Genomic DNA, 24,063 nt, shown 5'->3' with positions numbered 1-24,063 from the left:
CCCACAAGGCCAGTCGCAAACTTCAGGCAACCGATTCTGGTAGCCTTTCCGCCCTGGAGCAAGCCATGCAAGACCTCGATCCCGTCGAAACCCAGGAATGGCTGGACGCCCTGGAATCGGTTCTCGACAAAGAAGGCGAAGACCGTGCTCACTACCTGATGACCCGTATGGGCGAACTCGCGACCCGCAGCGGCTCGCAATTGCCTTACGCCATCACCACGCCATACCGCAACACCATCCCCGTTACCCACGAAGCACGCATGCCTGGCGACCTGTTCATGGAACGCCGCATTCGCTCGTTGGTACGTTGGAACGCCATGGCGATGGTAATGCGCACGAACTTGAAAGATTCTGACCTGGGCGGTCACATCTCCAGCTTCGCTTCCAGCGCAACCCTGTATGACATCGGCTTCAACTACTTCTTCCAGGCCCCGACCGACGAACACGGCGGCGACCTGATCTACTTCCAGGGCCACACTTCTCCAGGCGTTTACGCCCGTGCGTTCATGGAAGGCCGCATCACCGAAGAACACATGAACAACTTCCGCCAGGAAGTGGACGGTAACGGCCTGTCGTCGTACCCGCACCCTTGGCTGATGCCTGATTTCTGGCAGTTCCCGACGGTGTCCATGGGCTTGGGCCCGATCCAGGCGATCTACCAGGCACGCTTCATGAAGTACCTGGAAGCGCGTGGCTTCATCCCTGAAGGCAAGCAGAAAGTCTGGTGCTTCCTGGGCGACGGCGAGTGTGACGAGCCGGAATCCCTGGGCGCCATCTCCCTGGCCGGCCGCGAGAAGCTCGACAACCTGATCTTCGTCATCAACTGCAACCTGCAGCGCCTCGACGGCCCGGTTCGCGGTAACGGCAAGATCATCCAGGAACTCGAAGGCGTGTTCCGCGGTGCTCAGTGGAACGTGACCAAAGTCATCTGGGGCCGTTTCTGGGACCCACTGCTGGCCAAAGACGTCGACGGTATCCTGCAACGTCGCATGGACGAAGTCATCGACGGCGAGTACCAGAACTACAAGGCCAAAGACGGCGCGTTCGTACGTGAACACTTCTTCAACACGCCTGAACTCAAGGCAATGGTTGCAGACCTGTCCGACGACGAGATCTGGAAACTCAACCGTGGCGGCCACGACCCGTACAAGGTCTACGCGGCGTACCACGAAGCGGTCAACCACAAAGAACAACCGACCGTCATCCTGGCCAAGACCATCAAGGGTTATGGCACCGGTGCCGGCGAAGCGAAGAACACTGCGCACAACACCAAGAAGGTTGATGTTGAAAGCCTGAAGCTGTTCCGCGACCGCTTCGACATCCCGGTCAAGGACGAAGAGCTGGAGAACCTGCCGTTCTTCAAGCCAGAGCCAAACAGCGCCGAAGCCCGCTACCTCAGCGAGCGTCGCACTGCACTGGGCGGTTTCGTGCCACAGCGCCGCGCCAAGAGCTTCAACATTCCGACCCCGCCACTCGATACCCTCAAGGCTATCCTGGACGGCTCGGGCGACCGTGAAATCTCCACCACCATGGCCTTCGTGCGGATCCTCGCGCAGCTGGTCAAGGACAACGAAATCGGTTCGCGTATCGTCCCGATCATCCCGGACGAAGCCCGTACCTTCGGTATGGAAGGCATGTTCCGTCAGTTGGGCATCTACTCCTCCGTCGGCCAGCTCTACGAGCCAGTCGATAAAGACCAGGTGATGTTCTACAAGGAAGACAAAAAGGGCCAGATCCTCGAAGAAGGCATCAACGAAGCGGGCGCCATGAGCTCCTTCATCGCTGCCGGTACTTCGTACTCCAGCCACAACCAGCCGATGCTGCCGTTCTACATCTTCTACTCGATGTTCGGCTTCCAGCGTATCGGCGACCTGGCGTGGGCAGCAGGCGACAGCCGTACCCGTGGCTTCCTGATCGGCGGTACCGCCGGCCGGACCACGCTGAACGGCGAAGGCCTGCAACACGAAGACGGTCACAGCCACATCCTGGCTGCCACCATCCCGAACTGCCGCACCTTTGATCCAACCTACGGCTATGAGCTGGCGGTGATCATCCAGGACGGCATGAAGAAGATGACCGAAGAGCAGCAGGACGTTTTCTACTACATCACCGTGATGAACGAGTCCTACCAGCAGCCAGCCATGCCGGCCGGTGTCGAGGAAGGCATCATCAAGGGCATGTACCTGCTCGAAGAAGACACCAAGGAAGCGGCGCATCACGTACAGCTGATGGGCTCCGGCACCATCCTGCGTGAAGTGCGTGAAGCGGCGAAGATCCTGCGTGACGAGTTCAACGTCGGCGCTGACGTGTGGAGCGTTACCAGCTTCAACGAACTGCGTCGCGACGGCCTGGCAGTGGAGCGTAACAACCGCCTGCACCCAGGTCAGAAGCCAGCGAAAAGCTACGTCGAAGAGTGCCTGGCCGGCCGTAAAGGTCCAGTCATTGCCTCTACCGACTACATGAAGCTGTTTGCTGAACAGATTCGCCAGTGGGTCCCGTCCAAGGAATTCAAAGTCTTGGGCACCGACGGTTTCGGCCGCAGTGACAGCCGCAAGAAGCTGCGTCACTTCTTCGAAGTTGACCGTCACTTCGTGGTGTTGGCAGCCCTGGAAGCCTTGGCTGACCGTGGTGAGATCGAACCTAAGGTGGTGGCTGACGCTATCGTCAAGTTCGGGATCAACCCGGAAAAACGCAACCCACTGGACTGCTGAGGAGATTTTTTGTGAGCGAACTCATTCGCGTACCTGACATCGGCAGCGGTGAAGGTGAAGTAATCGAGCTGTTTGTGAAGGTCGGCGACACCGTCGAAGCCGACCAGAGCATCCTGACCCTGGAATCGGACAAGGCGAGCATGGAAATCCCTGCTCCCAAGGCCGGCGTGGTCAAAAGCCTGAAAGTGAAGCTGGGCGACCGCCTGAAAGAAGGCGACGAACTGCTGGAACTGGAAATCGAAGGCGCCGCTGACGCGGCCCCTGCGGCGGCTCCTGCTGCCGCTGCTGCACCTGCACCGGCTGCTGAAAAGCCTGCCGCCGCTGCCGAGGCTCCTGCAGCCCCGGCCGCTGCTCCGGCTGAGGCCTCTGTTCAGGACATTCACGTCCCGGACATCGGTTCGTCGGGCAAGGCCAAGATCATCGAGCTGCTGGTCAAGGTCGGCGACACCGTCGAAGCCGACCAGTCGCTGATCACCCTGGAGTCCGACAAGGCCTCCATGGAAATCCCATCGCCGGCTGCCGGCGTGGTGGAAAGCATCGCGGTCAAGCTCGAAGACGAAGTCGGCACTGGCGACTTCATCCTCAAGCTCAAAGTACAAGGCACTGCGCCGGCTGCTGCTCCAGCACCGGCTGCGGCTGCACCTGCTGCAAAAGCTGAAGCGGCTCCGGCTGCTGCCGCCCCTGCACCGGCTGCGAAAGCCGAGGCTGCACCGGCTCCTGCGGCTGCCGCACCTGCGCCACGCGGTGCCAAGGTTCACGCCGGCCCAGCCGTGCGTCAGCTGGCCCGTGAGTTCGGTGTTGAGCTCAATGCTGTGTCGGCCACTGGCCCGCACGGTCGTGTGCTGAAAGAAGACGTGCAGGTTTACGTCAAGGCCATGATGCAGAAGGCCAAGGAAGCTCCGGCTGCCGGCACTGCTACCGGTGGCGCTGGTATTCCGCCGATTCCGGTCGTGGACTTCAGCCGCTTCGGCGAAACCGAAGAAGTGCCGATGACCCGCCTGATGCAAATCGGCGCGTCGAGCCTGCACCGCAGCTGGCTGAACATTCCGCACGTGACCCAGTTCGACCAGGCCGACATCACCGACCTGGAAGCTTTCCGCGTTGCGCAGAAAGCCGTGGCCGAGAAGGCTGGCGTGAAACTGACCGTGCTGCCACTGCTGCTCAAGGCCTGCGCGCACCTGCTCAAGGAACTGCCGGACTTCAACAGTTCGCTGGCGCCAAGCGGTAAAGCGATCATTCGCAAGAAATACGTGCACATCGGTTTTGCAGTTGATACCCCGGACGGCCTGCTGGTGCCTGTGATCAAGAACGTTGATCAGAAGAGCCTGCTGCAACTGGCTGCTGAAGCGGCTGCACTGGCCGCCAAGGCCCGTGACAAGAAGCTGACTGCAGACGATATGCAAGGCGCGTGCTTCACCATCTCCAGCCTCGGGCACATTGGCGGCACTGGCTTTACGCCGATCGTCAACGCGCCGGAAGTGGCGATCCTGGGTGTGTCCAAGGCCACTATCCAGCCTGTGTGGGACGGTAAAGCGTTCCAACCGAAGCTGATGCTGCCGCTGTCGTTGTCCTACGATCACCGTGTGATCAACGGCGCCGCCGCTGCACGCTTCACGCAGCGTCTGAGCCAACTGCTGAACGACATCCGCACCATCCTGCTGTAAGCCGCAAACGGGCCTCCCTTTCACCGGGGAGGCCTGGCTGCACCGATTTCCGAGCGCCACGCTCGTACCTCAACCCCGCCACTTGGCGGGGCTTTTTTTGGCCTGCTTTTTTGTCGGGGTAAGGGCTGTAGCGCGTGCGTCAACTCGCCACCCATCACCTGGATTGTAGAAACCGCTCCCGCGGCCGATAACAGCCATATAGCACTTAGCCTTCATCCTCTCTTGTCAGTGCGTGCTGCATGATGCAACCTTGCCGCAGGCGACAGTAAAGAGGGCGTGAGCCCGGCGCCGTGCGCATTTTTCCAAGCGAGTTTCCCCATGAAAAGCCAACCCGATGCCGCCCATATGGCGGCCGAGGTAGTGACGCAGTTACCGGTGCCTTCGCGCCTCGGCATGTTGCGTTTCGAACGGCTTAATGAGGCAAGCTGGGCGCTGCTGTACCTCGACCCCAATTGCGAGCGCCAGTTTGGTCTGCCGGCGGTCGAACTGTGCGCCCTGGTCGGCACGCCCTACGCCAGCTTGATGGAACCGCAGGCGCGCTACCAACTGCACGACGCCATCCAGCAACAACTGACCCAGAGCCCGCATTACCTGGTGCGCTACACCTTGCACACCAGCGACGGGCCTTTGAGCCTGCTGGAAATGGGCGAGACCTACAAACAGCACAATCGCCACCTGCTGCGCGGCTACCTGATGGTGGTCGACGGACTGTTTAGCGAAATCCCCACTGCCGTCCCGACCGCAGACCTGGAAAACCAGAACAGCCGCCTGCAGATCGCCCTGGAACTCAACCAGCGTGCCCAGCAAGAACAGTTGCAGCACCTGGAGCGCGTGCGCGCCCAACAGGAGCTGATCCTGCTGCTGGCTCGCCAGCGCTACACCACGCCCAACTCGCTGCAGGAAGCCGCCGAGCTGATCACCCGCAGCGCGTGCGACATCTACCAGATCGATTGCGCGAGCATCTGGAACCTGGAAGGCCAGCGCCTGGTGCCGATCTCGGCGTACCACCGCGACAACCAACAGCACCACTTGCCTGAAGCGATCGACGCCAGCGGCTTCCCGGACTACCTGGAAGCCCTGCACTCGAGCCGCGCCATCGACGCCACCCATGCGTTGCGTGACCCGCGCACCCGGGAAATGGCCGAAAGCCTGCGCGCCAAGGACGTGCACGCGATGCTCGACGCGAGCATCCGTGTGGATGGCCAAGTCATCGGCGTGCTGTGCCTGGAACAAAGCGGCAGCTCGCGTGCCTGGCAGGCTGATGAGATCGCCTTCGCCGGCGAGCTGGCGGACCAGTTCGCGCAAGTGATCAACAACCACAACCGGCGCGCCGCCACCAGCGCGCTGCACTTGTTCCAGCGTGCCGTGGAGCAAAGCGCCAACGCGTTTCTGCTGGTCAATTGCGACGGCGTGGTCGAGTACGTCAACCCAAGCTTTACCGCGATCACCCAGTACAGCGCCGAAGAAGTCCATGGCCATCGACTGGCGCAGTTGCCGGCCCTGGAAAACCTCAGTGAAATGCTCTTCGACGCACCGTCGAGCCTGGCCAAGAGCAACAGCTGGCAAGGTGAGTTCAAGAGCCGACGCAAAAACCTCGAACCCTACTGGGGCCAGCTGTCGATTTCCAAGGTGTATGGCGACAACCGTGAGTTGACCCACTACATCGGCATCTACGAAGACATCACCCAGACCAAGCTGGCCCAGCAGCGCATCGAGCGCCTGGCCTACACCGACAACCTGACTAACCTGGGCAACCGCCCGGCGTTTATCCGCAACCTGGATGAGCGCTTCGCGCGCGACAGCGACAGCCCTATCAGCCTGTTGCTGGTGGACATCGACAATTTCAAGCGGATCAACGACAGCCTCGGCCACCAGACCGGCGACAAGTTGCTGATCAGCCTGGCCCGGCGCCTGCGCAACAGCCTGAGTGCCAGCGGCAGCCTGGCGCGGTTTGCCAGTAACGAGTTCGCGGTGTTGCTCGACGACACCGACCTGGAGAGTGGCCAACAGGTCGCCAGCCAGTTGCTGGCAACCCTCGACAAACCGATGTTCGTCGACAACCAACTGATCAGTGTCACCGGCTCCGTGGGCCTGGCCTGCGCGCCGTTGCACGGCCGCGACCCGCAAACCCTGATGCGTAACGCCGGGCTGGCCCTGCACAAGGCCAAGGCCAATGGTAAACACCAGGTACAGGTGTTTACCGAGGCGCTGAACGCCGAGGCCAGTTACAAACTGTTTGTGGAAAACAACCTGCGCCGCGCCCTGACCCAAAACGAGCTGGACGTGTTCTACCAGCCCAAGCTGTGCCTGCGCAGCGGCCGGCTGCTGGGCATGGAAGCGCTGTTGCGCTGGAACCACCCGGAAAAGGGCATGATCCGTCCCGACCAGTTCATCAGCGTGGCGGAAGAAACCGGGCTGATCATCCCCATCGGCAAATGGATCGCGCGCCAGGCCTGCCGCATGAGCAAGCAATTGAGCGCCGCCGGCATGGGCAACTTGCAGGTGGCGATCAACCTGTCGCCCAAGCAATTCTCCGACCCGGACCTGGTGGCCTCGATTGCCACCATCCTCAAGGAAGAACAGTTGCCCGCGAAACTGCTGGAGCTGGAGCTGACCGAAGGTTTGCTGCTGGAAGCCACCGAAGACACGCGCCTTCAACTGGACCAGCTGAAGAGCTTTGGCCTGACCCTGGCCATGGATGACTTCGGTACCGGCTATTCGTCGCTGAGCTACCTGAAGAAATTCCCCATCGACATCATCAAGATCGATCGCAGCTTTATCCACGAAATCCCGGACAACCAGGACGACATGGAAATTACCTCAGCAGTGATCGCCATGGCCCACAACCTCAAGCTCAAAGTGGTGGCCGAGGGCATCGAAACCTCCGAGCAACTGGCCTTCCTGCGCCGGCATCGTTGTGATGTGGGCCAGGGCTATTTGTTCGACCGGCCGATCCCCGGTGCAGAGCTGCTCGAGAAGCTTAAACGCTACCCGCGCGGGCCAATCGCCTGACAGCGCTGTAACACTCGGGCACACTGGCTGTCTGAATCTTTACCGCTAACTCAACCTGACGAGAGGACTGCTCATGGTCTTGCGCTCGGAAATTCTGGTGAACAAAAACGTGTTGCCCACTCAAGAACAAGCTTTGCCTGGCCGTGAAACCCCGATGGCACTGCCAGAGACGCATTTCGTCAACGGCAACCCGCTGCTCGGCCCCTTTGTCGACAACGTCGAGTTCGCGATCTTCGGCCTCGGTTGTTTCTGGGGTGCCGAACGCCGGTTCTGGCAGCGCGACGGTGTGGTCAGCACCGTGGTCGGCTACGCCGGCGGCTACACGCCGAACCCCACTTACGAAGAAGTCTGCTCGGGCCTGACCGGCCATAGCGAAGTGGTACTGGTGGTGTTCGACCAGGACAAGATCAGCTACGAAGAGCTGCTGAAAATGTTCTGGGAGCTGCACAATCCGACCCAAGGCATGCGCCAGGGCAACGACATCGGCAGCCAATACCGTTCGGTGATCTACGCCGTGAAGCCTGAGCACCTGGAAGCGGCCAAGGCCAGCGCCGAGGCGTATCAGGGCGAGCTGACCAAGGCCGGCCTGGGCACCATCACCACAGAAATCGAAGAAGCACCGACGGTGTACTTCGCCGAGGCGTATCACCAGCAATACCTGGCGAAGAACCCGCAGGGCTACTGCGGGATCGGCGGCACGGGCGTGACCTGCCCGATCTAAGCACAACGCAGATCAAAAAATGTGGGAGCGGGCTTGCTCGCGAATGCGGTATATCAGTCGACATATCTGTTAACTGACACTCCGCTTTCGCGAGCAAGCCCGCTCCCACATTTAGTCTTGTGCTTGGCTTGAGATCTGATTACTCAGCGATAAGCCAATCCATCTGCCACCCACCCTGGGTCTGGCCAAGTTTCTTGGACAACCACGGCAGCAGCTCACGCAACTCCTCCTCCAACCCCCACGGCGGGTTGGCAATCGCCAGGCCCGAGCCGGTCAGGGTGTTGGGCGTGTCCAGGGGATGCACCAGCAACTCCACCCGCAGCAACTTCGGCGCACCGGTGCCGGCCAGGTCCTGGTAGAAGCGGCGCAACATGCGCTGGTCTTTCACCGGGTACCAGATCGCCGCAACGGTCTGGCGCATGCGGCTGACCGCTTCCTTGAGGGACGCCGCGCAGCGCTGCATTTCGTCGAGCTTTTCAAACGGCGGATCGATCAGCATCAACGCGCGCTTTTCCGGCACCGGCAGCAAGGCACGCGGCACATGCCAGCCTTCGCCCAAGTGCACTTTGACGCGGCGATCGCCCTTCATGTTGTCCTTGAGCAGCACGCCGTCTTCCGGGTGTTTTTCATTCAGCAGCACACGGTCCTGAGGCCGCGTGAGGCGGCGCGCCAGTTCTGGCGAGCCCGGGTAGTAGCGCAACTGGCCATCCGGGTTCATCTCATGCAACACGCGCATGTAGTCGGCGGTCAGCGGCGGCAGGTCGCTCTCGCCCCACAAGCGGGCGATGCCTTCCAGGTATTCACCGGTGCGGTTGGCCTGATCACCTTGCAGGTCGTATAGCCCGATCCCGGCGTGGGTGTCGAGGTAGGCGAACGGCTGCTCCTTGCGCGACATCAGGGCGATGAGGCGGGTCAAGGTCAAGTGTTTGAAGACATCGGCGTGGTTGCCGGCGTGAAAGGCGTGACGATAATTCATGGTTGCTCCTGCGCAGGGGGCGAAGTTTACCTTCTACAGGAGCAAAGGGGCAGAGTGTGGCGAGCGGGCTCACCCCGCGTTGGGCTGCGCAGCAGCCCTGAAACGGTCACCGCGTTCTTTTTTTACCAGAACTCATTGGCAGGTTTTGGGGCCGCTACGCAGCCCGACGCAGGGCAAGCCTGCTCGCCACAACAACCCCTCGCACCGATGACTATTTTCAGCAGACGCTGCGTCAACTCAACTCTGTGGCCAGATAGTCGGCCAGCGCCCCCTGGCTGACATCCGCCCCGCGCGCAAAGCAGGCGACCTTGTGGCGCAAGATCGCAGGCTTGAAAGCGGTATGCAGGTCGGGGCGCTGCTCTTCGAGCCATTGCAGCAAGTTGTCGATCAGCACGTGGGGTGATTGCTCTGCCAGATGCTCCAACAACGAGGCAGGCACTTGCCACCATGGGCTGGTTTTGGCGGCAGTGACCGGGCCAGTCGCAACCGTTAGCGGTTGGCCGTTGATCAGGTAACGCTGAAATACCGGCAACACCTTCCCCGCCTCATCGCCGATGTTTTGCACAATCGGCAGAAATTGACCGCCATCCCAGAAGCGCAAAAACACTTCCTGCCTCTCGGGCAACAGCACCTTGGTCAAGCTTTGCAGGTGCGCGACCACTGTTTCCAGTGGGCTGGACGATACGGCCAGCCAACCCCAGTCCGTAGATTCGGTGGTTGCTATCCAGTCGAGGAATGGGCTTTCGGGCTCGATGATGGCGACGTAAGGCATGACCTCAGTCCACTCAGCATAGGCCGTGCTTGCCCAGATGGGCTGGGGCGGCATACCAGCTGCCATTTTTCGCCAGACATCTACCGGCTTTGCGTCGCTGGCGTTACTGAGAATGACGAAGGCATTCTCAGTCGTCTGAAGGGGACAATGGGTTAACCAAGTTTCTGGTAACAACTGATTCGGCATTAGGTACATTCCATTCAAAGGAGAACGCAAGCAATGATTCGTTTTTCATAACATTTGCTGTCACAAACAAAGCGTCAACAATTACATTTTGAAAAGCTCTCGCCTAATCTAGAACCAATCAACATCCTCCCATCCCACAAGCTCTCCTATTACAAGCAAAATAAAAATACCAAGGCCGGAGGCCACTGAACAGACACCTAGACTTTTCAAAATAAATTTGAGCATCTTCGGAAACCCAGCGTAGTCCTCAGCACTAAGACGTCCGTGTTTTATAGAGTGTGCGGGAAAGGCGAAAGCACCGATCACAGCCCTTATCGCCTACGATCTACTTATAGGATCCCAACCGATACTTCCATCCGACCTTATAACATACCAACTACGCCTTAAGTTCTTCCGTATCTTTTCCACCTTAAAATAAGAAAGATACAAAGCCCACACAGGAACAATCAAAATAAATAAAAAACACGCAACCATTAAGCTCCAGTAATAATCCTTGCATCTTCAAAGGACTAAGTTGAGGCAACAAAGCTAAACATGTCACACCCCCCCATGAATCAATGTACAACCTCATAGATATTTTCGCCTAACTTTTCGCCCCTATTGCTAGATAATGCACTTACACTTGCCAACGCCTTTACGCACCAGAGGTCCGAGACAGTTATTCAATTGACTCAGTAAATTTTATCGCTACGCGATAAAATCTTAAGTACTCTAGGTAGGCCACCCTAGAAAATTAATTGCCAAGGCCATCACCACACCACCTAATGTGAGCACAATTGCTGCTGTCGCAGAGGATACAATCCAAAACTTTAAGGGCTTCGGAAACCGCCTATAGTCATCTGGGTCAAGCTCACCTCTTTCAATTGATTTTTGAGGAAAAACCAACACACCCGAGACACCACTTAGAATATAAAACTTACCGACCAGCCCAGCGTTCAAAAGGGACCTCCTATTTTGAACAACTAATGACCGCCCCAAACATCTGACAATTTCTGACATTCTAAAAAAAACCATATAAAACCAAACACCAATAATAAAAATACCGGACAAAAACAAGCCTAAGGAGGACATCAAAAAAATGATTTCCGAGTCACTTATCATCGGACAACCTTATAAACAACTTCCCCAATAGTTTCACCCACTTTAGAAAATGCGTTACCCCCTACAGCAGATCCCAACCCCGCGACTACAACAGCGCAAACCGCTCCACCCACCCCGACGGTAGCAACGCCAATACCGACACATATGGCCCCACTTCCCATAGCACCAACCACCCCACCAGTTACCATTCCAACGAATGCCCCACTTTCGGTGAACTTGACCTGCTGACACTCATCCCTGCTTCCAACTCGACACGTTTCCTTCACCTTCAATGCGGGCGCTGATCCCCCTAGCCCAATACCGACAAACCCGCCGACCTTCATATACTGGATACCGCCAGCCAGCCCCAATCCGTAGATTCGGTGGTTGCTATCCAGTCGAGGAATGGGCTTTCGGGCTCGATGATGGCGACGTAAGGCATGACCTCAGTCCATTCGCTGTAAACCGTACCTGCCCAGATTGGATGGGGCGGTAGACCGGCTGAAAGGGTTCGCCAAGCGTCCAAAGGCCTGGCGGCGCTGGCGCTGCTAAAAATGACGAAGAGTTTTTCGGCTGGTTGAATCGAGGAGTGGAATAGCCATGTGCGGGGTATGGACTGCATTAGCATAAATAATGCTCCTTCACGACAAAATATGGCAAAACAATCGGCGAATAACCGAGCGTCTAAGAATGTTTATTAAGCCAACCCATATACTCACCAATACACAATAAAGCGATGCAAACCCCAACCAAAAAAAACAAAACATACACCAGTGCTTTTAGTTGAAATCTAAGCCGATAAGGAACGCCTTCAAACTCCTCACGAGTAAACCCGCCGTCTTTTATATGCGTTTCAGGAAACACAAGCATCCCCGCAATCGACAGTACAAAAAACGACCTACTGAAAATCCCGTCCCCAAGAACAAATTGACGACCCAATACAATATTTGACTCACCTAGGCATTCCAATATTTCATTAACTTTAGAGTAAGAAAAATAAACCTGAACCAAAAATGTAAAAAAAATGAACACAAATACGCCTATCCAGCACCACATATAAAATGCGTAAAATTCACCCTTCATTACTTCCCCACCTCATAAATAAAATCTCCGATCCTCTCTCCAGCAAGCGCACCAACGGCGCCACCGGCAGCAGTGCCCGCACCTACAACAACCAAAATACATAAAATGCCTCCTAAACCCGCAGTACCTGCACCTATAGCAACACACACTGTTCCTGCACCCGCTGCTGCGGAAGCACCACCTAACCAGCCAACCGCGGCGTTCCCGACAAAATTCCCTCCTTCTGTATATTTCACTCTTTGACAATTATCTTTACTTCCAACTCGACACGTTTCCTTCACCTTCAATGCGGACGCTGCCCCCCTAGCCCAATACCGATAAACCCGCCGACCTTCATATACTGGCTCGCCCGCGCCACACCTTGAATATGCGTCGCGTACCCAGGAATCCCCCCTGACACACCCGCTTTGCTCCAATGATGAACCAAACTACGACTGGAAATCCCCAATGCTTTTTTGAGCTTTGGGTGATCGGCAATGCCAACACCTTTGCGTAACTAGAGGCCCGAGGCTGTTATCCAGTTGAGTTAACAGCTTCTGACGTTTAGAGAAAAATTCTGCACCTTGCAAATTGCCCTGAGCCTGAAAGGTTTTGACGTGCAACTTTTCAAGATCTACGAGGACGGACTTGGTCCGCGTTAAATGATTTTCCACCATGCTGGATCCCACCCCCAACGCCATCGAACTCTGCGCCAAAAAAAGCACCAACCTCTTGCTGGTGCTCAACCATAAACGCCGCCTCGTCATCGCTCATCGGCGTCAGTGCATCGTTCACTTCTTTCGCCGCCTCCATCAGCAATGCCTCTTCACGCGTGCATTGGCTATTAAGCGGGTCGCTGAGGACGAGCATTTGCCCCGGCCTGGCGTACTGCGTGAGTTGTGGATTGAGGCTGCGAAACCGCTCCAGCACGATCGCACTGGGCGATTCGGACAGCGACTTTTCCAAGGCATCCCGAGACATTGCGCGCTGCACGATATGAAACCCCGGCTCGACGCCAGCAGCTTTCCCGGCAGAGGGTCCCGGACCTTTATTCCCATGCTGCGGGAGGTCACACTGGCCGTTCTTGCAGCGCTCGCACTCTTCGCAAAAAGGTGCGCTACGTTTCAGGCTGGCCACTTGCACGCGGCTTAATGGGGCGGGAACAACCGCCAGCAGCTTTTCCTTTATCCCCGGCATTAACGGCGCAGTCGCGGCAGCCGGCGCGCCGCCAAGCTGGATCGGCACGCTGCTGAAAATCCCACCCGCCGACAGCGTGATCGACTGCCCTCCGGCCTGGATTGTCACGCTCGCACCGGCGTCGATGACGATGCTCTGCCCCGCTCCGATCTGGATGGTGCGACCTGCACGCATCTGCTGCGAGCCACCGACCACCAAATGATCGTCCTGCTTGAGTTCAGTCAGGCGGTTGCCATGGGTAATGCGCTGCTCTTCGCCTTGCAGTTCATGGTGCGACTCGCCGCCCACTTTCACCCGGCGCTGGTTATCCACCTGCACTTGCTGGTCATGCAGCACATGCTGAGTCCAATCGCGCTGGGCACGCAGGTAGATTTCCTCGGCGCCTTTGCGGTCTTCGATGCGCAGCTCGTTGTAACCGCCACCCCCCGGGCTGCTCTGGCTGCGAAAGATGCTGCGGGTCTTGTCTGCCGGCAGGTCAAGGGGCAGAGGGTTCGCAGCGTTGGGCAGGCAGCCCATCACCAGCGGCATGTCCAGGTCACCATTGGCGAACCCCACCAGCACTTCCATACCGACCCTGGGTATCAGCACCGAGCCGTAACGATCATGCGCCCAGCCACTGGCGACACGCAGCCAGCAGCTGGAGTGCTCGTTGTGTTCCCCGTCACGGTCCCAGGCCAGTTGCACCTTGACCCGACCGTATTCGTCGCAATGGATTTCACTGTCGGCAGGCCCGGTAACCACCGCGTGTTGATAACCGCCGATGCTCGGGCGCGGCAATTCAGGCAAGGGCGGGCGGAAAATCACATCCCATGGCACGGCGATAAACGTGTTGTGGTAGCCCTGACGAAAATCTCCCCCTGCCACCTCAGTAACAGCCTCTTCCAGCACCTGAGGTTGTTTGCCCTGATGGGAAACCTGGGTGACCAGCCACAAATCATTCCAGCTTTCTCGCGGGTGCCCGCCAAGCCTGAGGAACCGGCCACTGCCCAAGGCGGGATCATCGCCTTCACCCTGGGCGGCTCTCGAGTCTGTGCGCAGGCGCTCCAAGCCTCGCTGCGCAAGGTATTTGCCATGGGGGCGATCGGAAAAGTGGCCGGGATACTGCTGCATTTCAAGGCGCGGAAGCTGCTCGCCAGCCACGGCACTTTCCAGCGTCAGGCGCGGCTTACGAAAATCATAATCGCGCAGGTTTACCCCTGTTGTGCGGGTTTCCAGTTGCATCGCAAAGCGCTTGATCGCCGGTGTTGCCGCCACCATCCCGGAACCGGGGCTGTAGGGAGTGGGGTGTTCGGCCTGGGCGAACACCGTCTGGTCATCACCGAATACCAGCAGGTGCCCATCGGGCGAATGCTGGAAGTGGTAGTGGATGCCCACCTCGGCGCACAGACGTTGAATGAACGCCAGATCAGTCTCGCCGAACTGCACGCAATACTCGCGCAGTGGATAAGTACCGCTCAGGCGAAACTCAAAGCGGTCGCTCAGGATGCCTTGCCCGACCAACACCAGCGCCACAATCTGCGGCACACTCTTGTGCTGAAAAATACGCTGATGACTGCTGTGCGCCAGGTACTTAAGATGCGGCACAAGACGGATCTGATAACGCGTCAGGCGCCGCCCCGACTCGCCCTGCCCGACTCGATAGACCAGGCCATGCACCCCATGCCCCAGCTCATCGAACCCCAGATAGGCCTGGCGATGCAGCAGGCTTTCCAAATCGAGATCGGGCTGTTCGCTGACCAGTTCAAGGTCGATACAGTAAGGCTGACTCAGCGCCTCCTCACCCTGGAAGCTGTAGACCTTGAGGTCGCTGGCAACCCCATCCAGGGTCAGGTTAAACGCACTTTGATTGGCAGGAGCGAACATCCGGTGTTTCTCTGCGAAGGGTAGGCGGCCGATTCTGCACTACGGGTGCGCCCTGCTGAGCACGCCCCAGACAAATCAGTAAATCCCTACGCGCGCGCATCAGAAAGTTCTTCGGACCAACCCAAATCACACGCAAAAAAAGGCCCGCAATCCGTAGGACGCGGGCCTTTTTTCCAATTCAACGGGCGCTTAACACCCGACGAATTACTTGTTGAGGTTGTAGTCTTTTTCCGCCGCGTCAAAACGCTCGACCATACCGGCAGTCGGTGCGCCCAGCTTGCTGACGACGTAGATCGCCAGGCTGGCGAAGATAAAGCCCGGGATGATTTCGTACAGGCCCAGCAGCTCGAAGTGCTTCCACACAATCACAGTGACCGCGCCGACCAGGATGCCGGCCAGTGCGCCGTTGCGGGTCATCTGTTTCCAGATCACCGAGATCAGCACCACAGGCCCGAACGCGGCGCCAAAACCGGCCCAGGCGTAGCTCACCAAGCCCAGCACGCGGTTGTTCGGGTTGGCTGCCATGGCAATCGCGATCAGGGCAACCAGCAGCACCATCGCGCGGCCGACCCACACCAGCTCAACCTGGGAGGCGTTTTTGCGCAGGAAAGTTTTGTAGAAGTCTTCGGTCAGCGCGCTCGAGCACACCAGCAACTGGCAGCTCAGGGTACTCATGACCGCAGCCAGAATGGCCGACAACAGCACGCCGGCGATCCACGGGTTGAACAGCAGCTTGGCCAGTTCGATGAACACACGTTCGTGGTTCTCGTTGACCGGGCCGGCCACTTCCGGGTGCGCCGAGAAGTAAGCGATACCGAAGAAGCCCACCGCCACGGTGCCGCCCAGGCACAGGATCATCCAGGTCATGGAGATGCGACGCGCCTTGGCAATCGACTTCACCGAATCCGCCGCCATGAAACGCGCGAGGATGTGCGGCTGGCCGAAGTAACCCAGGCCCCAGCCCATCAGCGAAATGATGCCGATGAAGGTGGTGTTTTTCAGCATGTTGAAGTTGTCGGGGTTCTTGGCTTCGATCGCCAGGAACGTGGTGTCGATGCCACCGGTGGCCAGCAACACAATGATCGGCGTCAGGATCAGCGCGAAGATCATCAGCGTGGCTTGTACGGTATCTGTCCAACTGACTGCCAGGAAACCACCGACGAAGGTGTAGGCAATTGTCGCGGCAGCACCGGCCCACAGCGCGGTCTCGTAGGACATGCCGAAGGTGCTTTCAAACAGACGGGCGCCGGCCACGATGCCGGAAGCGCAATAAATGGTGAAGAACACCAGAATCACCACCGCAGAGATGATTCGCAGCAAACCGCTTTTGTCTTCGAAACGGCTGGAGAAGTAATCCGGCAGCGTCAGGGCGTCGCCGTTGTGTTCGGTCTGCACCCGCAGGCGGCCGGCCACGAACAACCAATTCAGGTACGCGCCGACGATCAGGCCGATGGCGATCCAGCTTTCCGACAGACCGGACATGTAGATGGCGCCCGGCAGGCCCATCAACAACCAGCCGCTCATATCGGAAGCACCGGCGGACAACGCGGTGACCACGCTGCCGAGGCTGCGACCGCCGAGGATGTAGTCAGAGAGGTTGTTGGTGGAGCGATAGGCCATGAAGCCGATCAACACCATTGCTGCGATGTAGATCACAAATGTGATCAGGGTAGGATTACTTACGCTCATAAGAGTGACGCCCTGGCTTTGTTTTTATGTAGCGACGGTCTGTGTCAGACGGCCACCCGTTGATAACCGGATAGACGAGACTGCGTGCCGTGCATTTATGACTGGCGTTTCCCCAGGAAAGCCGCCAGCCGATGAACCGAACCTTGCAGGCGGTTGCACCTTGGGCGCGAATGCTATTCAACAAAGCAAATAAGGTGCAACCAGTTTCTTGAGAATAAGTTGCACCTAGGCATGTTTAGCCCAAAACCACGGTTTTTTGCTCCTTTTCGGAGCAAGAACAGCCGACCTCAGAAGTAAACGCACCAATGGAAAGCAGATTTTTCTGAAGGCCGGATTTTTTCCCGATCACGATCAAAAATTTCCTGAACAATTTGGGTTGCACCCGGTTGCACCTCTGCATGGGCAAAGCTAATCTTGCCGCCAGCAGATGCCACGCAGTAGTGGCACCCATGAGGATAAAAAGATGGCAACGACCACCCTTGGGGTCAAACTCGACGACCCGACCCGCGAACGCCTCAAGGCCGCCGCGACCTCCATTGATCGCACGCCGCACTGGCTGATCAAGCAGGCGATTTTCAATTACCTGGAGAAACTGGAGGGTGGTGCAACCCTGAACGAGCTCAATGGCTTGGGCAGCAAGGACGCGGAGGACGCTGGCGAGGTTCAGCCTGACCACGCCCACCAGTGCTTCCTGGAGTTCGCTGAAAGCATCCTGCCGCAATCGGTACTGCGCGCCTCGATCACCGCCGCCTACCGCCGCCCGGAACCGGAAGTAGTGCCAATGCTGATCGAGCAGGCCCGCCTGCCGCAGCAGATGGCCGAAGCCACCAACAAGCTGGCCGCCTCGATTGCCGAGAAGTTGCGCAATCAGAAGAGCGCCGGCGGCCGTGCCGGTATTGTTCAAGGCCTGCTGCAAGAATTTTCCCTGTCGTCCCAGGAAGGCGTGGCCCTGATGTGCCTGGCCGAAGCGCTGCTGCGCATCCCGGACAAGGGCACGCGCGACGCACTGATCCGCGACAAAATCAGCACTGGCAACTGGCAGCCGCACCTGGGCAACAGCCCGTCGCTGTTCGTCAACGCCGCCACTTGGGGCCTGCTGCTGACCGGCAAACTGGTCGCCACGCATAACGAAGCGGGTTTGACCTCGTCCCTGAGCCGCATTATCGGCAAGAGCGGCGAGCCGATGATTCGCAAGGGCGTCGACATGGCCATGCGCCTGATGGGCGAGCAGTTCGTCACCGGCGAAACCATCGCCGAAGCCCTGGCCAATGCGAGCAAGTTCGAAGCCAAGGGCTTCCGCTATTCCTACGACATGCTCGGCGAAGCCGCGCTGACCGAACACGACGCCCAGAAGTACCTGGCCTCGTACGAACAAGCCATTCACTCCATCGGCAAAGCCTCTCACGGCCGTGGGATTTATGAAGGCCCGGGCATTTCCATCAAGCTCTCGGCACTGCACCCGCGTTACAGCCGTGCGCAGTACGAGCGTGTGATGGACGAGCTGTACCCGCGCCTGCTGTCGCTGACCTTGCTGGCCAAGCACTACGACATTGGCCTGAACATCGACGCCGAAGAAGCCGACCGCCTGGAGCTGTCGCTCGACCTGCTCGAACGCCTGTGCTTCGAGCCGCAACTGACCGGCTGGAACGGCATCGGTTTCGTGATCCAGGCCTACCAGAAACGCTGCCCGTATGTGATCGACTACGTCATCGACCTGGCACGCCGCAGCCGCCATCGCCTGATGATCCGCCTGGTAAAAGGCGCGTACTGGGACAGCGAGATCAAGCGCGCCCAAGTTGAAGGCCTGGAAGGCTACCCGGTGTACACCCGCAAGGTGTACACCGACGTTTCCTACATTGCCTGCGCACGCAAACTGCTGTCGGTGCCGGAAGCCATCTACCCGCAGTTCGCCACGCACAACGCCCACACCCTGTCGGCCATATACCACATCGCCGGTCAGAACTATTACCCCGGCCAGTACGAGTTCCAATGCCTGCACGGCATGGGTGAACCGCTGTACGAGCAAGTTGTAGGCAAAGTTTCCGAGGGCAAGCTGAACCGTCCGTGCCGCGTGTACGCCCCGGTCGGTACCCACGAAACACTGCTGGCCTACCTGGTGCGTCGCCTGCTGGAAAACGGCGCCAACACCTCGTTCGTCAACCGTATTGCCGACCACACTATTTCGATTCAGGAGCTGGTGGCCGACCCAGTGGCCAGCATCGAGCAGATGGCCACGCTGGAAGGCGGCTTCGGCCTGCCGCACCCGCGTATTCCACTGCCGCGTGACCTGTATGGCAGCGACCGCGCCAACTCGGCCGGTATCGACCTGGCGAACGAACACCGCCTGGCGTCGTTGTCCTGCGCCTTGCTGGCTACCGCGCATAACGACTGGAAAGCCGCGCCGATGCTGGGCTGCGCCTCCAGCAATGAGCCGGCCGCACCTGTGCTGAACCCCTCCGACCTGCGTGACGTGGTGGGCCATGTACAGGAAGCCACCGTCGAAGACGTCGACAACGCCATTCAATGCGCGATCAATGCCGGCCCGATCTGGCAGGCCACCCCGCCCGCGGAGCGCGCCGCGATCCTGGAGCGTGCCGCCGACTTGATGGAAGGTGAGATCCAGCCGTTGATGGGCCTGCTGGCCCGCGAGGCCGGCAAGACTTTCGCCAACGCCATCGCCGAAGTGCGCGAAGCCGTGGATTTCCTGCGCTACTACGCGGTACAGGCCCGTAACGATTTCACCAACGACGCCCACCGCCCATTGGGCCCAGTGGTGTGCATCAGCCCGTGGAACTTCCCGCTGGCGATCTTCAGCGGCCAAGTGGCTGCCGCACTGGCTGCCGGTAACCCGGTATTGGCCAAGCCTGCCGAGCAAACCCCGCTGGTGGCGGCACAAGCTGTGCGCATTTTGCTCGAAGCCGGCATTCCGCAAGGCGTGCTGCAACTGCTGCCGGGCCAGGGCGAAAGCGTCGGTGCCCGCCTGGTGGGGGATGATCGCGTCAAAGGCGTGATGTTCACCGGCTCCACCGAAGTGGCGCGCCTGCTGCAACGCAGCGTTGCGGGCCGCCTGGATGCCCAGGGCCGCCCGATTCCGCTGATCGCGGAAACCGGTGGCCAGAACGCAATGATCGTCGACTCTTCGGCGCTGACCGAGCAAGTGGTCATCGACGTTGTGTCCTCGGCCTTCGACAGCGCCGGCCAGCGCTGCTCGGCCCTGCGCGTTCTGTGCCTGCAGGAAGACTCGGCAGACCGTGTGATCGAAATGCTCAAGGGCGCCATGGCTGAATGCCGCCTGGGCAACCCGGAGCGCCTGTCGGTAGACATCGGCCCGGTGATCGACGCCGAAGCCAAGGCCGGCATCGAGAAACACATCCAGGCCATGCGCGACAAAGGCCGCAATGTGTACCAGGTGGCGATTGCCGACGGCGAAGAGATCAAGCGCGGCACCTTCGTGATGCCCACCCTGATCGAACTGGAAAGCTTCGACGAACTGCAACGCGAGATCTTCGGCCCGGTGCTGCACGTGGTGCGTTACAAGCGCAAAGAGATCGACCAGCTCATCGCGCAGATCAATGCCTCCGGCTACGGCCTGACGCTGGGCGTGCACACCCGCATCGACGAGACCATCGCCAAGGTGATCGACAATGTTCACGCCGGTAACGTCTATGTGAACCGCAACATCGTGGGCGCGGTGGTTGGCGTGCAGCCCTTCGGCGGCGAAGGCCTGTCGGGCACTGGCCCGAAAGCCGGTGGGCCGCTGTACCTGTACCGTCTGCTGTCGACACGTCCTACCGATGCGATCGAACAATCCTTCGTGCGTGGCGACAAGCTGGCCGCGCCGGACGTGCGTCTGCGCGATGCCATGAGCCAACCGCTGACCGCCCTGAAAACCTGGGCCGACAGCCACAAGTTCAGCGAACTGAGCGCCCTGTGCAACCAGTTCGCCGCGCAGTCGCAAAGCGGTATTACCCGCCAGCTGGCCGGCCCGACCGGCGAGCGCAACAGCTACGCGATCCTGCCCCGCGAGCACGTGCTGTGTCTGGCGGACGTGGAAGGTGATCTGCTGACGCAACTGGCGGCGGTATTGGCCGTCGGCGGTTCGGCGGTATGGCCGGAAACTGACCTGACTAAAGCATTGTTCCCACGTCTGCCGAGGGAAGTTCAGGCGAAGATCAAGCGCGTGGCTGACTGGACCAAGGATGAGGTGGTATTCGACGCGGTCCTGCACCACGGTGATTCCGACCAATTGCGTGCGGTGTGCCAGCAAGTGGCGCAGCGTGGTGGGGCGATTGTCGGGGTGCATGGTTTGTCACAGGGCGAGACGGCGATTGCGCTGGAGCGTCTGGTGATTGAGCGGGCGTTGAGTGTTAACACCGCTGCGGCAGGCGGTAACGCCAGCCTGATGACTATCGGCTAACTGACAAAACGCGGAGAAATGTGGGAGCTGGCTTGCCTGCGATAGCGGCGGGTCAGTGACAAAGATGTCGGCTGGCACTGCCTCATCGCAGGCAAGCCAGCTCCCACATTGACCGCGTTCGCAACGCCCTTCTCGCGTTCTGCCTCTGCATCACGCAAATCAATCTTGCTATCCAGCCTCTATTTGCGCACTTAGACTCCGGCCATTCCCTTAAAAGGTAAGCCGCCATGTCCGAGACGCTGCTCAGTTCCCGCAATCTGGCTTTCGAGCTGTACGAAGTCCTCGATGCCGAGGGCCTGACCCAGCGCGAGCGGTTTGCCGAGCACAACCGCGAAACGTTCGATGCCGCCATCAGCACCGCGCGCAGCATTGCCGAAAAGTACTTCGCGCCGCACAACCGCAAAAACGACGAAAACGAACCGCGCTACGAAGACGGCAAGGCGATCCTGATCCCGGACGTCAAACCCGCCGTGGACGCGTTCCTCGAAGCCGGTTTTCTGAACGCCGCGCGCAGCTTCGACGCCGGCGGCATGCAGTTGCCGACCCTGCTGTCGCAAGCCTGCTTTGCGCACTTTCAGTCGGCCAACGCGGCCTCGACCTCCTACCCGTTCCTGACCATGGGCGCCGCCAACCTGATCGAAAGCTTCGGCACCGAGGCGCAGAAGCAGCGCTTCCTGCAGCCAATGATCGAGGGCCGCTTTTTCGGCACCATGGCACTGACCGAGCCGCATGCCGGTTCATCCCTGTCGGATATTCGCACCCGCGCAGAGCCAGCGGCTGACGGCAGTTATCGCCTCAAGGGCAACAAGATCTTCATCTCCGGCGGCGACCATTCGCTGTCGGAAAACATCGTGCACATGGTGCTGGCCAAGCTGCCGGATGCGCCGGCCGGGGTGAAGGGTATTTCGCTGTTTATCGTGCCCAAGTTCCTGGTCAACGAGGATGGCAGCCTGGGCGCGCGCAACGATGTGCTGCTGGCCGGGTTGTTCCACAAGATGGGCTGGCGCGGCACCACGTCAACGGCGCTTAACTTCGGCGATAACGGCAATTGCGTCGGCTATCTGGTCGGCAAGCCGCATCAGGGTCTGAGCTGCATGTTCCAGATGATGAACGAGGCGCGCATCGGCGTGGGCATGGGCGCAGTCATGCTCGGTTACGCCGGCTACCTCTACTCGCTGGAATACGCCCGCGAACGCCCACAAGGTCGCCTGCCCGACAGCAAAGACCCAGGCACCGCGCCGGTTTCGATCATCCAGCACGCCGATATCAAGCGCATGCTGCTGACACAAAAAGCCTACGTCGAAGGCGCCTTCGACCTCGGCCTGTATGCCGCGCGGTTGTTCGATGACACCACCACGCTGGAAACCGAAAGCGAGCGCAAGCAAGCCCACGAACTGCTCGACCTGCTCACGCCCATCGTCAAATCCTGGCCGTCGGAGTTCTGCCTCAAGGCCAACGAGCTGGCGATCCAGATTCTCGGCGGCCACGGCTACACCCGCGAATACCCGGTGGAGCAGTACTACCGCGACAACCGCCTGAACCCGATCCACGAAGGCACCCACGGCATCCAGTCCCTGGATTTGCTCGGGCGCAAGCTCGCGCAGAATGGCGGCGCGGGCCTCAAGCAACTGATCCGCCTGATCGCCGAGACAGGCGCTCGAGCACAGCAATACGCCTCACTGACGGCCCTGCGCGAACCGCTGGAGCAATTGGTCAGCCGCCTGCAAAGCGTGACAATTGGCCTGCTGACCGATCTCGCCCAAGGCAAGGTCAACAGCAGCCTGGCAAATTCGGCACTGTATTTGAAGGTGTTCGGGCACACGGTGATTGGCTGGCGCTGGCTGGAGCAGGCGATTCGCGCCGAGGAAGGCCTGGCCAAAGGCAATGCGGCGGATGCTGCCTTCTATAAAGGCAAGCTCCAGGCTGCTCGGTACTTCCTGACCTGGGAAGTGCCGAGCTGCCATCATGAACTGGCGATTCTGGAGGCACGCGATGACACGTGCCTGGGGATGCAGGATGCGTGGTTCTAAGGCGTTCCGATCGCCTTGGAAATCACTTCAACCGTGGCGCTGACTTGCTCTTGGTAACGGTCGAGTTCCTGCTGGTGGTGCTTTTGCATTTCGATCTGCTCGGCGCACAGGTTCAGCGCAGCCAGTACCAATAATTTGTCACCGATCAGGGTCGGGTACTTTTTCTTAGTGGTGGCCAGGGAGGCCTTGAGCATGGTCACGGCGTGCATCAGGGTTTGATCTTCCCCGTCCGGCGCCTTGATCGAGTAATCCTCTCCGAGAATCGAAACGACCTTTATGCCTTCATTCATGCGCCGACAGGACCTGCGCTCACACGCTCAACCAGGGCCTGGATGCGTGCGGCGGTAGCGCCGTGCTTTTCTTCCTGTTCCATCAGGTTCAGTTGCAGGCTGTCGTTTTCATCCTTGGCGCGGGCCAGTTCGGCCTTGAGGGATTCGTTGCTGCCCAGTAGGTCCTGATTCTGCTGTACCAGGTCGCTGACCAGTTGTTCCAGTTGGCTGAGGGATGCTTCTAACATTTTGATTTCTCGGGCTTTTTCAAAGGGCGGTGACGATAAAGAAAATTCACCTCGGATGCCAGGGTTATCCCAGGCGCGCAGCCCGATATTTAAGGGCCGGGCCGCACTTTCGAGCCTTAGTGACTGCATTTACCCGATCTGGTTCCTGAATCCGCCCAACCCCTCG

At 59.2% G+C, this 24,063-nt stretch carries 13 protein-coding genes and 2 pseudogenes; 6 read left to right on the top strand and 9 right to left on the bottom strand.

Annotated elements, in window-relative coordinates; all coding sequences use genetic code 11:
• The first annotated feature begins 65 nt into the window (after positions 1-65).
• The 4 genes from aceE (at position 66) to msrA (ending at position 8,108) form a co-directional block, all read left to right on the top strand.
• Positions 66-2,711, top strand: coding sequence for a pyruvate dehydrogenase (acetyl-transferring), homodimeric type (gene aceE / locus L8K08_RS17120; protein ID WP_242198874.1), 2,646 nt, complete (start codon positions 66-68; stop codon positions 2,709-2,711).
• A gap of 11 nt (positions 2,712-2,722) precedes the next feature.
• Positions 2,723-4,375: a dihydrolipoyllysine-residue acetyltransferase gene (gene aceF / locus L8K08_RS17115; protein WP_242198872.1), complete on the top strand. Its 1,653-nt coding sequence runs from the start codon at positions 2,723-2,725 to the stop codon at positions 4,373-4,375.
• A gap of 318 nt (positions 4,376-4,693) precedes the next feature.
• A complete protein-coding gene (locus L8K08_RS17110; protein WP_242198870.1) occupies positions 4,694-7,387 on the top strand; it encodes a GGDEF and EAL domain-containing protein in 2,694 nt (897 codons plus the stop codon).
• A 73-nt stretch (positions 7,388-7,460) separates the two neighbouring features.
• Positions 7,461-8,108, top strand: a complete 648-nt coding sequence (gene msrA, locus L8K08_RS17105; RefSeq protein WP_106577569.1) for a peptide-methionine (S)-S-oxide reductase MsrA — start codon at positions 7,461-7,463, stop codon at positions 8,106-8,108.
• A gap of 139 nt (positions 8,109-8,247) precedes the next feature.
• Here msrA and rlmJ read toward each other — a convergent pair whose 3' ends face one another.
• The 7 genes and pseudogenes from rlmJ to putP all read right to left on the bottom strand — a co-directional run bounded on the left by rlmJ (position 8,248) and on the right by putP (position 16,933).
• Positions 8,248-9,084: a 23S rRNA (adenine(2030)-N(6))-methyltransferase RlmJ gene (rlmJ, locus tag L8K08_RS17100; protein ID WP_016975658.1), complete on the bottom strand. Its 837-nt coding sequence runs from the start codon at positions 9,082-9,084 to the stop codon at positions 8,248-8,250.
• 232 nt (positions 9,085-9,316) lie between these two features.
• Complete coding sequence (locus L8K08_RS17095) at positions 9,317-10,042, bottom strand: DUF4123 domain-containing protein (protein WP_242198868.1); 726 nt, start codon at positions 10,040-10,042, stop codon at positions 9,317-9,319.
• Positions 10,043-10,753: 711 nt separating this feature from the next.
• Positions 10,754-11,143, bottom strand: coding sequence for a hypothetical protein (locus tag L8K08_RS17090; protein ID WP_242198866.1), 390 nt, complete (start codon positions 11,141-11,143; stop codon positions 10,754-10,756).
• Positions 11,144-11,468: 325 nt separating this feature from the next.
• Positions 11,469-11,750, bottom strand: a pseudogene (locus L8K08_RS17085) (DUF4123 domain-containing protein); the annotation flags it as partial.
• A gap of 56 nt (positions 11,751-11,806) precedes the next feature.
• Positions 11,807-12,205, bottom strand: coding sequence for a hypothetical protein (locus L8K08_RS17080; protein WP_242198864.1), 399 nt, complete (start codon positions 12,203-12,205; stop codon positions 11,807-11,809).
• 1,044 nt (positions 12,206-13,249) lie between these two features.
• Positions 13,250-15,244: pseudogene (gene tssI, locus L8K08_RS17075) on the bottom strand (type VI secretion system tip protein TssI/VgrG); the annotation flags it as partial.
• A 204-nt stretch (positions 15,245-15,448) separates the two neighbouring features.
• On the bottom strand, positions 15,449-16,933 hold the full coding sequence (putP, locus tag L8K08_RS17070) for a sodium/proline symporter PutP (RefSeq protein WP_145160050.1): 1,485 nt from the start codon (positions 16,931-16,933) through the stop codon (positions 15,449-15,451).
• A gap of 463 nt (positions 16,934-17,396) precedes the next feature.
• Here putP and putA point away from each other — a divergent pair, with 463 nt between their 5' ends.
• Together putA and L8K08_RS17060 are read left to right on the top strand one after the other, a co-directional pair.
• Positions 17,397-21,350 carry a trifunctional transcriptional regulator/proline dehydrogenase/L-glutamate gamma-semialdehyde dehydrogenase gene (gene putA, locus L8K08_RS17065; protein WP_242198862.1) on the top strand — a complete coding sequence of 1,318 codons (3,954 nt, stop codon included), beginning with the start codon at positions 17,397-17,399 and terminating at the stop codon, positions 21,348-21,350.
• 227 nt (positions 21,351-21,577) lie between these two features.
• Entirely contained in the window at positions 21,578-23,380 is a 1,803-nt protein-coding gene (locus L8K08_RS17060) for an acyl-CoA dehydrogenase (protein WP_242198860.1), read from the top strand.
• Here the strand turns inward: L8K08_RS17060 and L8K08_RS17055 are convergent.
• Both L8K08_RS17055 and L8K08_RS17050 read right to left on the bottom strand, forming a co-directional pair.
• Positions 23,377-23,670: a cell division protein ZapA gene (locus L8K08_RS17055; RefSeq protein WP_119738009.1), complete on the bottom strand. Its 294-nt coding sequence runs from the start codon at positions 23,668-23,670 to the stop codon at positions 23,377-23,379. The two genes, L8K08_RS17060 and L8K08_RS17055, sit on opposite strands and share 4 nt — an antisense overlap.
• A complete protein-coding gene (locus L8K08_RS17050; protein WP_038844376.1) occupies positions 23,667-23,897 on the bottom strand; it encodes a hypothetical protein in 231 nt (76 codons plus the stop codon). The genes L8K08_RS17055 and L8K08_RS17050 overlap by 4 nt, the downstream gene beginning before the upstream one ends.
• Positions 23,898-24,063 lie beyond the last annotated feature (166 nt).

This window comes from Pseudomonas sp. TREG-RG-20F-10-E-6-01 (assembly GCF_022662455.1).
Taxonomy (GTDB): domain Bacteria; phylum Pseudomonadota; class Gammaproteobacteria; order Pseudomonadales; family Pseudomonadaceae; genus Aquipseudomonas.
The sequence above is the reverse complement of the archived record's forward strand: the minus strand, read 5'-3'. Positions and strand labels throughout refer to the sequence as shown.